Source organism: Kitasatospora sp. NPDC032121 (assembly GCF_055580145.1).
The window spans coordinates 11399-24235 of sequence record NZ_JBVILX010000004.1; the positions used below are offsets into that span (position 1 = coordinate 11399).

Genomic DNA, 12837 nt, shown 5'->3' on the forward strand with positions numbered 1-12837 from the left:
GTCCTCCCCCCCCCCCCCCCCCCCCCCCCCCCCCCCCACCCCCCCCCCCCCCCCCCCCCCCCCCCCCCCCCCCCCCCCCCCCCCCCCCGCCGGAGCCGGTGGATCAGCCCAGGTCGACCGAGCGCGCGAAGTGGGCGCCGATCTCGGCGGCGATGGCCGACAGCACCTCCTGCGGGATCTCGGTGTCCACGGTGATGGAGGCCAGCGCGCTGCCGCCGTCGCGGGCGACCTGCATGCCGGCGATGTTGATGCCCGCGTCGCCGAGGTGGCGGCCGAGCACGCCGACCACGCCGGGGCGGTCCTCGTACTTGAAGAAGGCCATGTGGTCGGTGAGCGCCACGTCCACGTCGAAGGCGTCCACGCCGACGATCTTCTGGGTCTGCTTGGGGCCGGCCAGCGTGCCGGAGATGGCGATCTCCTCGCCGCCCGCGAGCGTGCCGCGAACGGTGATCACGTTGCGGTGCTCGGGGCTCTCGCTGGAGGTGGTCAGGCGGACCTCGACACCGCGCTCCTGGGCGAACAGCGGGGCGTTGACGTAGGACACCGTCTCCGCCACCACGTCCTCGAACACGCCCTTCAGCGCGGACAGTTCGAGCACCTTGACGTCGTGCTGGGTGATCTCGCCGCGGACCTCGACGTCGAGGCGGACGGCCACCTCGCCGGCCAGCGCGGTGAAGATCCGGCCGAGCTTCTCGGCCAGCGGCAGGCCCGGGCGGACGTCCTCGGCGATCACGCCGCCCTGGACGTTCACCGCGTCCGGCACCAGCTCGCCGGCCAGCGCGAGGCGCACCGACCTGGCGACGGCGATGCCGGCCTTCTCCTGCGCCTCGTCGGTGGAGGCGCCCAGGTGCGGGGTGGCGACCACGTTGTCGAAGGCGAACAGCGGGGAGTCGGTGCACGGCTCCTTGGCGTACACGTCCAGACCGGCGCCGGCCACCCGGCCGTCGCGCAGCGCGTTCGCCAGCGCCTCCTCGTCCACGATGCCGCCGCGGGCGGCGTTCACGATGCGAACGGTCGGCTTGACCTTGTGCAGCGCGTCGTCGCCGATCAGGCCGATGGTCTCCGGGGTCTTGGGGAGGTGGACGGTGATGAAGTCCGAGACCTCCAGCAGCTCCTCCAGCGAGACCAGCTTGACGCCCATCTGCGCGGCGCGGGCGGCCTGGATGTAGGGGTCGTACGCGACGATCTTCATCCCGAACGCGGACATCCGCTGGGCGACCAGGACGCCGATCCGGCCGAGGCCGACGACGCCGAGGATCTTCTCGCTCAGCTCGACGCCGGTGTACTTGTTGCGCTTCCACTCGCCCTGCTTGAGCGCGGCGTTGGCCGGCGCGATGTTGCGGGCGACGGAGATCAGCAGGCCGCAGGCGAGCTCGGCGGCGGTGACGATGTTGGAGGTCGGCGCGTTGACGACCATCACGCCGGCCTTGGTGGCGGCGGAGACGTCCACGTTGTCCAGGCCGACGCCGGCCCGGGCGACGACCTTGAGCTTGCGGGCGGCGGCCAGCGCCTCGGCGTCGACCTTGGTGGCGGAGCGGATCAGGATCGCGTCGACGTCGGCGATCGCGGTGAGCAGCTCGTTGCGGTCCGCGCCGTTGCAGTGGCGGATCTCGAAGTCGGGGCCGAGGGCGTCGACGGTGGCGGGCGAGAGCTCTTCGGCGATCAGAACTACGGATTTGCTCACGACAGTGGTCCTTAACTGTCCGGTTCCCCCGAGCACGTGGGTGGCGTGGAGGGCGGGGAAAGGTGGCATGCCGCGTAGGTAGACGCACGACGCTGTGGGCCTGACGCGCACTCGGAGTGTATCGACGGGCTGGATGGCGGGCTGCTCCCGTCCGGCGAAATCACTCGGACGAGAGCAGCCTACTTGTACAACGGAGTTACAAAATCGGGTCCGGAACCGGCCCTGAAGGGGGTCAGGCCTTCTCGTTGACCCAGCTCATCAGCGAGCGCAGCTTCTTGCCGGTGGTCTCCAGCAGGTGGTCCTCGTCGGCCTTCTTGTACTCGTTGTACTTGGGCAGACCCGCCTTGTACTCGGCGATCCAGGTGTTGGCGAAGGTGCCGTCCTGGATCTCGGCGAGGACCTTCTTCATCTCGGCCTTGGTGGCGTCGGTGATGATCCGCGGGCCGGTGACGTAGTCGCCCCACTCGGCGGTCTCGGAGACCGACCAGCGCATCTTCTCCAGGCCGCCCTCGTACATCAGGTCGACGATGAGCTTCAGCTCGTGCAGGCACTCGAAGTAGGCGATCTCCGGCTGGTAGCCGGCCTCGACCAGGGTCTCGAACCCGGCCTTCACCAGGGCGGCGGTGCCACCGCAGAGGACGGCCTGCTCACCGAACAGGTCGGTCTCGGTCTCCTCGGTGAAGGTGGTCTTGATGACGCCGGCCTTGGTGGCGCCCAGGCCCTTGGCGTACGACAGCGCCAGGGCGAAGGCGTTGCCCGAGGCGTCCTGCTCGACCGCGACGATCGCGGGGACGCCGCGGCCCTCCTCGTACTGGCGGCGGACCAGGTGGCCCGGGCCCTTCGGGGCGACCATGCAGACGTCGACGTCCGCCGGGGGCTTGATGAAGCCGAAGCGGATGTTCAGGCCGTGGCCGAAGAACAGGGCGTCGCCGGACTTCAGGTGCGGGGCGATGTCGGCCTCGTAGACGTCGGCCTGGATCGGGTCCGGCACCAGGATCATGATGACGTCGGCCTCGGCCGCCGCCTCGGCCGGGGTGACGACGCGCAGGCCGGCCTCCTCCGCCTTGGCGCGGGACTTGGACTCCGGCTTCAGACCGACCCGGACGTCGGCGCCGGAGTCGCGCAGCGACAGCGCGTGGGCGTGGCCCTGGCTGCCGTAACCGATGACCGCGACCTTGCGGCCCTGGATGATGGACAGGTCGGCGTCGTCTTCGTAGAACAGCTCGGCCACGGGGGCACATCTCCTTGCGTGGTGGTTGCCGGGTACGCGGTGTTCACCGTATGCGCACCGGCGGGTGGTTTGGGTCTTTGCTCAAAGGGGTGCCGCGCGCCGGCGCGCCCTTGGAAGGGCGGTGGCGGGCGACGGATGGTGCGATGACGCCGGTCAGGCGCTGCGGTCCAGGGCGCGCAGCGAGCGGTCCGTGATGGAGCGCGCGCCGCGGCCGATGGCGACCAGGCCGGACTGGACCAACTCCTTGATGCCGTAAGGCTCCAGCATCCGGAGCATGGCCTCCAGCTTGTCCGAACTGCCGGTGGCCTCGATGGTCACCGCTTCGGGCGACACGTCGACGGTCTTGGCACGGAACAGCTGGACGATCTCGACGATCTGCGACCGGGTCTCGTTGTCGGCGCGGACCTTCACCAGGACCAGTTCCCGCTGGATCGCAGCGGACTGGTCGAGTTCGACGATCTTTATCACGTTCACGAGCTTGTTGAGCTGCTTGGTGACCTGTTCCAGCGGGAGGTCCTCGACGTTGACCACGATCGTCATCCGGGACACGTCCGGGTGCTCGGTCGAGCCGACGGCGAGGGAGTCGATGTTGAAGCCCCGTCGGGAGAACAGTGCGGCGATGCGGGCGAGCACGCCGGGCTTGTTCTCGACCAGGACGGAGAGGGTGTGCTTGGACATGGGGTTCCTCAGTCGCACAGGAGGGGTCCGGCGCAGCCGGTCCCGAGAAGGGCGGTGGTGGGCGACGGGCGGGCGGGCAGGGACATCAGTCGAGATCGTCGCCGAAGTCGGGGCGCACGCCCCTGGCGAACTGGATCTCGTCGTTGCTGGTGCCGGCCGCGACCATCGGCCAGACCATGGCGTCCTGGTGGACGATGAAGTCGATGACGACCGGGCGGTCGTTGATCTCCATCGCCTGCTTGATGACGGCGTCGAGGTCCTCGGGGCGCTCGCAGCGCAGGCCGACGCAGCCCATCGCCTCGGACAGCCGGACGAAGTCGGGGATCCGGGTGCCCTGGGCCGGCGGCTCGACGCCGTCGTGGCCGGGGCCGGAGTGCAGCACGGTGTTGGAGTAGCGCTGGTTGTAGAACAGCGTCTGCCACTGCCGGACCATGCCCAGCGAGCCGTTGTTGATGACCGCGACCTTGATCGGGATGTCGTTCAGGGCGCAGGTGACCAGCTCCTGGTTGGTCATCTGGAAGCAGCCGTCGCCGTCGATGGCCCAGACCGCGGTCTCCGGCCGGCCGGCCTTGGCGCCCATCGCCGCGGGGACGGCGTAGCCCATCGTCCCCGCGCCGCCCGAGTTGAGCCAGGTACCCGGCTTCTCGAACTGGATGAACTGCGAGCTCCACATCTGGTGCTGGCCCACGCCGGCGGCGTAGATCGCGTCGGAGCCGACCATCCGGCCGATCCGCTCGATGACCTGCTGCGGCGAGAGCTGCCCGTTCGGGGCCGGCTCGTAGCCGAGCGGGTAGGTCTTCTTCCACTCGTCGAGCCGCTCCCACCATTCGGTGTAGTCGCCCCTGTGGCCGGCGTCGAACTCGGCCTGGACGGCGACGATCAGGTCGGCGAGGACCTCGCGGGCGTCGCCGACGATCGGCACGTCGGCCGGGCGGTTCTTGCCGATCTCGGCCGGGTCGATGTCGGCGTGGACGACCTTGGCGTTGGGGGCGAAGCCGTCCAGCTTGCCGGTGACGCGGTCGTCGAAGCGGGCGCCGAGGGTGAACAGCAGGTCGGACTTCTGGAGCGCGGTGACGGCGGGGACGGAGCCGTGCATGCCGGGCATGCCCAGGTGCTGCGGGTGGCTGTCCGGGAAGGCGCCGAGCGCCATCAGAGTGGTGACGACCGGGGCGCCGGTCAGCTCGGCGAGGATCCGCAGTTCGGCGGTGGCCTGCGCCTTGAGCACGCCGCCGCCGACGTACAGCACCGGGCGCTTGGCGCTGACCAGCAGCTTCGCGGCCTCGCGGATCTGCTTGGCGTGCGGCTTGGTCACCGGGCGGTAGCCGGGCAGCGCGGTCTCGACCGGCCAGCGGAAGGTGGTGGTCGCCTGGAGCGCGTCCTTGGCGATGTCGACCAGGACCGGGCCGGGGCGGCCGGTGGCGGCGATGTGGAAGGCCTCGGCGATCACCCGGGGGATCTCGGCCGGGTCGGTGACCAGGTAGTTGTGCTTGGTGATCGGCATCGTGATGCCGCAGATGTCCGCCTCCTGGAAGGCGTCGGTGCCGATCGCCTTGGAGGAGACCTGGCCGGTGATGGCGACGACCGGCACCGAGTCCATGTAGGCGTCGGCGATCGGGGTGACCAGGTTGGTCGCTCCCGGCCCCGAGGTCGCCATGCAGACCCCGACCCGGCCGGTGGCCTGCGCGTAGCCGGTGGCGGCGTGACCGGCGCCCTGCTCGTGACGGACCAGGATGTGGCGCACCTTGACGGAGTCCATCAGGGGGTCGTACGCGGGAAGGATGGCCCCGCCCGGAATGCCGAAGACGGTGTCCGCGCCCACGGCCTCCAGGGAGCGGATGAGCGACTGGGCGCCGGTCATGGTCTCGACGACGTGCTGGGGAGCGGGAGCGTTGGCGGCCGGGTTGTCCCCGCGGCGGGGGGATGCGGCGTGCTCGGTCATCTGCCTGTCTCTTCTCGGGTTTTGCCGACCCGGTGTGCGGGCCCCGGTGCTGCGAGGGTGGGGTCCCGGTCCGGGTCGATCGCCGGCTCTGCCTCAATCGTCCCGCTTTATCCGACAGGTCGGACTTGCTCGGCGGTCGAGGCCAGGGGTCTTGCGGAGGTGGAACAGCGTCAGTGCAACAAAAAACCCCTCGTGCCCAAGGGCATGCGAGGGGTGGCGCGTCGGTCTGTCACGAGCAGGGCGTACGAGCCCACTCAGCCGACGCGCCCGCCAAGTACGAGAATTCGGGTGCGCATGGCAACGACCTTCCTCCCGTGCGGGGCAACGTGTCAAGCAGGTGGGACGACCGTCTCGCCATGCGGACCCCCCGACGGACCAGTAACGGCACGGTGTTCGGGCAGGTCAGAGCCGCCATGGTGATGTGCGCCACGTCCCGGCGTGGCGTCCGTCCGGCCGTTCGGGCGGCCACTCGTCCGGGTGTCGTCGACGGCCGACGGGTACGGGCGGCGGGCCGGGAGCGGCCCCGTCGACGTGGGCAGCGGGTAGTCGCGGCGGGCCAGCGCCCGGCGCAGCCGGGGCTCGTCCAGGGGCGGGGCGAAGGCCGAGCCCTGGGCCTGTCCGCAGCCCAGGTCGCGCAGCGCGGCGACCTGGCGCGGCAGGTCCACCCCCTCGGCGGCGGTGACCATCCCGAGGTCGCGGCCGAGCCGCAGCGCGTGCCCGGCGAGGGTGCGGCTGAGCGGGGACTCGCCGAGGTCCTGGACGAGGGTGCGGTCGAGCTTGAGCCCGTCCAGCGGCAGCCGGGCGAGGGCGCCGAGCGAGCCGCCGCCGGCGCCGTACCCGGCCAGCCAGGTGGAGACGCCGAGGCCGCGCAGGGCGGAGAGGCGGCGGCCGAGCTCGTCGGCGAGCGAGTCCGGGCCCATCCGGGCCACCTCGATCACCAGTTCGTCGGCGGGCAGCCCGCTGTCGCGCAGCGCCGCGGCCACCGTCTCGTACAGGCCGGGCGAGCAGAGCCGCTCGACGGACAGTCGGACGGCCACCGGGACGGGCTCGGGCAGCCCGCGGCCCCGGCCCGGCAGGCCGCGCCGCTCGGCGGCCGCACTGACCGCCTCCAGGACCAGCCAGCGGGAGAACCTGGTCGCCGCGTCGCCGTGCTCGGTCGAGCGCAGGAACTCGGCCGGGGTGAGCAGCAGGCCGCCCACCGAGCGCCAGCGGGCCTGGGCCTCCACGCCGGTCACCGCGCCGCTGCCGAGGTCCACCACGGGCTGGTGGAGCAGCGTGAAGCCGCCCTCCCGGACGGCCAGCCGCAGCCGTTCCTCCAGTTCGGTGCGGCGCTCCAGGTCGGCCCGCATGGCGGGGGTGTAGAGCACCACCCGGCCCTTGCCCTCGGACTTGGCCCGGTACATCGCGAGGTCGGCGTTGCGCATCAGCTCGTCGGCGGCGGCCCTGGGGTCGGCCGCCGGGCCGCGTTCGGGGGTGCCGAAGGCGATGCCGATGCTGGCGGCGACACTGAGTTCGGCGCCGCCGATCCAGTACGGCTCGGAGAGCGCGAGGCGCAGCCGCTCGGCCAGTTCCTGGACCTGGAGGCGGCCGAGCGGGCCGCAGACCAGTGCGGCGAACTCGTCGCCGCCGAACCGGGCGACGGTGTCCCCGCAGCGGACGGCGCCCTGGAGCCGGCGGGCGGCCTGCACCAGCAGCTCGTCCCCGACCTGGTGTCCGGCGGTGTCGTTGACCGCCTTGAAGCCGTCCAGGTCGAGGAAGAGCACCGCGATCCCGGCCCCGGTCTCGCCCTGCTGGCCGCGGGCGCCGAGGGCGGCCCGCAGCTGCTGGGTGAACAGCGCCCGGTTGGGCAGGTCGGTGAGCGGGTCGTGGAAGGCGTTGTGGTGCAACTGGGCCTGGAGCATGACGCGTTCGGTGACGTCCCGGCTGTTGAGCAGCAGGCCGTCGCGATGTCTGCTGACGCTGGACTCGACGTGCAGCCACTCCCCCGCGCCCGAGCTGATCCGGCACTCGACCCGGGCGGAGGGCACGGCGGTGCCGGGGCTGCGGTGGGTGGCGAGCCGGACCCTGGCGAGGTAGCGGCGGACCTCGGAGAGCACCCGGCCGACGTCCTCGGGGTGCACCAGGTCCAGCAGGTTGCCGCCGACCAGCTCCTCCGGGTCCCGCCCGTAGACGCCGAGCGCGGCCGGGGAGACGTAGGAGAGCACGCCGTTGGCGCCGGCGATCATGATGACGTCACTGGAGCCCTGCACCAGGGAGCGGAAGTGTGCCTCCTTGTGGGCGAGTTCCTGGGCCAGCGACAGGTTGTCGAGCAGCATCACGCCCTGCCGCAGGATCAGCGCCAGCCCGACGGTGCAGGCCGCGGCGGCCACCACCCGGTCCAACTCCCGCCCGCCGAGGGCGTTGTAGAGGATTCCGGCGGTACAGACCGCGGCGGCCGCGTACGGGGTCAGCGCGCTGAAGGTGGTGGCCACCCGGCGGTGCGGCAGGCCGCCGGCCGAGGGGTGGTCGCGCAGCGGACGGCGCCAGCGCGGCGACCACGGCGCCCAGCCCAGCAGCAGACTGCCGGCGAACCAGCCGGCGTCCAGCAGTTCGCCCGAGTGGTAGCTGCTGCGCAGTTCCGGGGAGGTGAACAGGGCGTCGCAGGTGACGGTGACGGCGAGCGCCAGCATGGCCGTGTGCACCGCCGCCCGGTTGCCGTCCCGGCCCCGGAAGCGCAGCCCGACCACCAGGCTGACCAGCAGGATGTCCAGCACGGGGTAGGCCAGGTTGAGGGCCAGGCGCAGCGGTGAGCCGTCCTCCCCGGCCGCGATCCGGCCGAGCGCCAGGCTCCAGCTGAGGGTGAACAGCGAGCCGGCGATCAGCCAGCCGTCGAGCAGCAGGCAGAGCCAGCCGGCCGCCGTGCGCGGGTGCTGGGCGAGCACCAGGACGCCGGTGATGGCGAGCGGGGCGAACAGCAGGAAGGCGTACTCGGCGAGCGAGTCCTGGGGCAGCGGGGAGCGCAGGACCAGCTCGTACCAGCCCCAGGTGCCGTTGCCGAAGGCGACCATGACCGAGGAGAGGCCGAACAGCAGCCAGGCCGGGCGGGCGTGCCCGCCGACGGTGCAGCCGTACACCAGGCAGGACAGCGCGGCCGCCAGGGCCGCCGCGGCCAGCCCGAAGTCTCCCATGAAGACGGACAGTTGGTGCGATCCCCAGCCCGCGGCGGCGCCCGCGGCGTAGGCCGCGCAGAGCGCGCCCAGGACGAAGCCGGGCAGCGCGCGGCTGTCCCGGATCCGGCACAGCCGTCTGCAGCGGACGGCTGCGGGCGCGTCGACGGCGGACGTGTCGGCGCGCGGTGCGTCCGGCCGTCCGGTTCCGCGCAGCACCGTTTCGGTGGAGCTCACTCGGCCTCTCCCCCTCCGGCCCGGGGCCTCGCGCCCCGGCCACGGACCACCGGCCGCGCACCTCTCGGACGTGCGCGATGGCCTGGCGCCCCGTCAGGACGGTGGCCCAGGGGGTGGGCGGCCTGCCGGTCGCCACACCGTACCGATGCTCCCAAAATGGACCCTACACCAATTCCGTCACTCAATGACACACACACTCAACTTAGAGTAATGGCGGAAGGGTGGGGAAATGCCCCCGATTCCTACGGATCGGCCCGGTTGGCGGCGGCGCGCGGGCGGGGGCTCACGCGGCGCGCACGGGAGCACGGGGAGGCGCCCGAACACCGGTGCCAGGGTGGACGAACGGCGGGCCCGGAGCGGCCGGAGCCGGTCCGGGCCCGTGCCGGCGCCCCGTTCAACGGCCGGAGGAGGCCAGGTCGTCCGGGAACAGCCGCAGCCGGTGCGCCAGCGCCGCCGCCTCGCCCCGGCCGCCGACCGCGAGCTTGCCGAGGATGTTGGAGACGTGCACGCTCGCGGTCTTCGGAGAGATGTACAGCTCCTCGGCGATCTGCCGGTTGGTCCAGCCGCGGGCCAGCAGTCGCAGCACGTCCCGCTCACGGGGGGTGAGGTTGAAGGAGTCCCCGGCGGCCTGGGCCGGCACCGAGGCCGCCCGCTCGGCCGGGGCGAGGCTCAGCCCGGCCCGCTCGGCCAGCGCGGAGATCTGCCCGCCGAGCGGCCGGTCGTCCCGGACGGCCGCCAGTTCGGCCGCCTCGCGCAGCAGTTCGGCGCCGGCCTCGCGCCGGCCGGCCTGCACCTCGGCCTCGCCGGCCCGCAGCAGGGCGAGCGCCAGCGGGTACGGCAGGCCGGTCGGCCGCAGCGCCTCGACCGCGGCGGCCCACTCCCGCGGGGTGTCGGCGCCCTCGGCCCGGGCCAGTTCGGCCTCCAGCAGCCGGGCCCAACCGTGGTGCAGCGGCGCCCTGGGCCGCAGCTCGGCGGCGGCCGCGGCGATCGCGGCCAGCACCCCGGGCCGGCCCGCCTCGGCCTGCGGCAGGCCCCGGCTGTCCGCCTCCACCGCGGCCGCCTCGGCCAGCAGCGGGTAGACGTCGGACTCGGTGCCGGTCCTGCCGTCCTCCGCGAGCACGGCGAGCAGTTCGTCCCGGGCCTCCAGCGGCCGCCCGCCGAGCGCCGCGATCCGGATCGCCAGCCGACTGATCGGCACGCTGTGCTGGACCTGGCCGATCCGGTTGGCCGCCCGGGCCTGCGCCAGCATGGCCGCCGCGGTCGTGAGGTCCCCGGCCAGCAGGGCGAGGTCGCCGCGCATCCGGTCCAGGAACTCGGCGTGGGTGCCGGTCAGGCTGGTCGACTCGTAGCCGGCCAGCACCTCGGTGGCCTCCCGCACCCGCCCGAGGTCGGTCAGCGCCTCGACCAGGTTGCCGGTCAGGATGGCGCCGATGTTGCGCAGCAGGCCGTTGCCGTCCGCGAACTCCAGCCCCTCCCTGGCCAGCCGGACGGCCGCCTCGGGCCGGCCCAGCCCGCGCTGCATGCTGGCCAGGTTGTTGATGCCGCGCAGCAGGAGGTCGGGCACGCCCAGCAGGCGGGCCCGCTCGACCGCGCCGGCGAGTTCGGCCAGCCCGCCCTCGGCGTCGCCCTGCACGTCGTAGCGCAGGCCGCCGAGGGTCATCCGGGCGTGCACCTCGACCGAGTGGGCGCCGACCTCCTGGGCGATCCGGATCGCCCGCTCGGCCAGCTCGATGTGCTCGGGCCCCGGGGTCTTGAGCATGGCGGAGTTGGCGCTGAGCGCGAACACCTCGGCCTGCACGGCGGACGGCGGCAGGTGCTCCACCAGCCGGTGGGCGTGGGCGATCTCCTCCTCGTCCCCGGAGCGGCGCAGGCTGCCCAGCATCCGGGCCCGGTTGATCCGGAACCAGGCCGCCCGCACCGGGTGCTCCACCTCGTCGACCAGCCGGATGCCGCGCTTGGCCAGGCTCAGGCCGCGCTCACGGTCGCCGCTGCGCCGGGCCGCGACCACCGCCTCGGCCAGCACGTCCTCCAGCTGGATCCGGTCGCGGTCCCCGTCCGCGGCGTCGTGGTCCCGGGAGCCGGGCGGATAGGTCTCGGCCCAGTCGTACGGGCGCAGGGTGTGCGCCAGCACCTCCTCGGAGACCAGGTCCCACAGTTCCAGGGCCCGTTCCAGCATGCCGAGCTGCTCGGCGAAGGCGTTGCGGCGGCGGGCCGCGCGGGCGGCGTCCAGGGCGGTCGACAGGGCGCGGGCCGGGTCGTGCGCGTGGTACCAGTAGTTGGCCAGCCGGGCGGCCAGCGCGTCGCCGGGGACCAGCTGCGGCTGGGCCTCCACCGCGAGCGCGAACTTGCGGTTGATCCGGTGCCGTTCGCCGGGCAGCAGGTCGTCCGAGACCGCCTCGCGGACCAGCGCGTGCCGGAACCGGTAGCCCTCGCCCTCGCTGTCCGGGCGCAGGATGTTGGCGCCGACGGCCACCCGCAGCGCCTCGATCAGCGCCTCCTCGTCGTCCAGGACGGCGGCCAGCAAAGCGTGTTCGACGTGCGTTCCGCCCTCGGCGGCGATCCGCACCACCCGCTGGGCCTCCTCGTCCAGGCCCTCGACCCGCACCAGCAGGATGTCCCGCAGCGAGTCGGTCAGCCCGGCGCCGAAGCCGTCCTCGAAGGCGGTGGCCAGCTCCTCGACGAAGAACGGGTTCCCCTCCGAGCGGCGGTGGATCCGGTCCACCAGCTGGCGGTCGGCGGCAGTGCCGAGGATGCCGGCCAGCTGGGCGGCCACCTCGCGCCGGCCGAACCGCGCCAGCTCCAGCCGCTGGACGGTGCGCAGCCGTTCGAGTTCGGCCAGGAAGGGGCGCAGCGGGTGCCGGCGGTGCAGGTCGTCGGTGCGGTACGTGGCGACCAGCAGCACCCGGGAACGGTGCAGGGTGCGCACCAGGAAGGCGAGCAGCTCGCGGGTGGAGCGGTCGGCCCAGTGGAGGTCCTCGACGGCGAGGACGAGGGTACGCTCCGCGCCGAGCCGCTCGAACAGCCTCGCGGTGTGCTCGAACAGCCGGGCCCGGCTGTACTCGTCGTTGGGTTCGCCGTCCACCTCGCCGAACTCGGACAGCAGCAGGGCGAGATGGCTCTCGCTGCCGGCCGCGGCGGCCTCCAGTTCGGGGCCGTACGAGCGGTGCAGCCGTCGCAGCGCTGCGGCCAGCGGCGCGTACGGCAGGCCCTCGGCGCCGACCTCCAGGCAGCTGCCGAGCGTGGTGACCGCCCCCTGGGCCGCGGCCCGCTCCAGGAACTCCTCCAGCAGCCTGGTCTTGCCGACCCCCGCCTCGCCGCCGACCAGGACGGCCTGCGGACTGCCGGTGCCCGCGCGGCGCAGCGCGTCGGTCAGCTCGGTGATCTCGCTGCCGCGGCCGACGAAGACGGGGCTGACCGATGTCTGCTGCATGGAGGCGAGCATGCCATAGCCGGTGGGGCCCGGCCGAGGGGTTATCTCCCCAGGCGAACGGGGTTCCGGGCCCGAACGCCCGGAGGGGGAGACGCCCGTTCGCGGCGTCTCCCCCTCCGGAGCTCCTTCGGCACCGTCGTGGTGCCGTACCGTCAGCATTCGGGCCGACGCACGGGGCGCCGCTGGAAGCGGGCGGCCACCGGGCGCTGCCGCAGTCGGCGGGCCTCCTTGGCCTCGCGCACCAGGCGCTCGTGCTCGGCGCGGGCCACGAGTTCGTGGGCCTGTTGCTGGAAGGTCTGGTACTCGATCATTTCCGGTTCCCCCTCGGGTTCTCACTCCGTCTTGCTGACAGGTAAGAGCTTCCTCCGCCAGTGGGGGGTGCCGCATCGGGAGCCTGCCGCATCTTCCGGGGCCCAGCTGCCTTAGATCGGTGGCCAAGAAAGGTTTAAGGCCCCGCTTCACCTAGATACATAGGTGAGGCAGGGCCTTAGG

General features: G+C 72.9%; 7 protein-coding genes. All 7 read right to left on the reverse strand.

All coding sequences use genetic code 11. The features are described 5' to 3' along the window. Positions 1 to 103: 103 nt before the first annotated feature. Positions 104 to 1684 carry a phosphoglycerate dehydrogenase gene (serA, locus tag ACZ5OX_RS14120; protein ID WP_465630147.1) on the reverse strand — a complete coding sequence of 527 codons (1581 nt, stop codon included), beginning with the start codon at positions 1682 to 1684 and terminating at the stop codon, positions 104 to 106. A 232-nt stretch (positions 1685 to 1916) separates the two neighbouring features. Further along, positions 1917 to 2915, reverse strand: a complete 999-nt coding sequence (gene ilvC, locus ACZ5OX_RS14125) for a ketol-acid reductoisomerase (protein WP_449793135.1) — start codon at positions 2913 to 2915, stop codon at positions 1917 to 1919. Positions 2916 to 3068: 153 nt separating this feature from the next. Further along, on the reverse strand, positions 3069 to 3593 hold the full coding sequence (gene ilvN, locus ACZ5OX_RS14130) for an acetolactate synthase small subunit (RefSeq protein WP_049657946.1): 525 nt from the start codon (positions 3591 to 3593) through the stop codon (positions 3069 to 3071). A gap of 85 nt (positions 3594 to 3678) precedes the next feature. Further along, positions 3679 to 5532, reverse strand: a complete 1854-nt coding sequence (locus ACZ5OX_RS14135) for an acetolactate synthase large subunit (protein ID WP_449810245.1) — start codon at positions 5530 to 5532, stop codon at positions 3679 to 3681. A gap of 329 nt (positions 5533 to 5861) precedes the next feature. After that, positions 5862 to 8813 (reverse strand): putative bifunctional diguanylate cyclase/phosphodiesterase, encoded by a 2952-nt coding sequence (locus tag ACZ5OX_RS14140; protein WP_465630386.1) that lies wholly within the window; start codon positions 8811 to 8813, stop codon positions 5862 to 5864. Positions 8814 to 9309: 496 nt separating this feature from the next. Continuing rightward, entirely contained in the window at positions 9310 to 12345 is a 3036-nt protein-coding gene (locus ACZ5OX_RS14145; protein ID WP_465630148.1) for a helix-turn-helix transcriptional regulator, read from the reverse strand. A gap of 152 nt (positions 12346 to 12497) precedes the next feature. Continuing rightward, positions 12498 to 12656: a hypothetical protein gene (locus ACZ5OX_RS14150; protein WP_158077676.1), complete on the reverse strand. Its 159-nt coding sequence runs from the start codon at positions 12654 to 12656 to the stop codon at positions 12498 to 12500. Between the last annotated feature and the right edge of the window lie 181 nt (positions 12657 to 12837).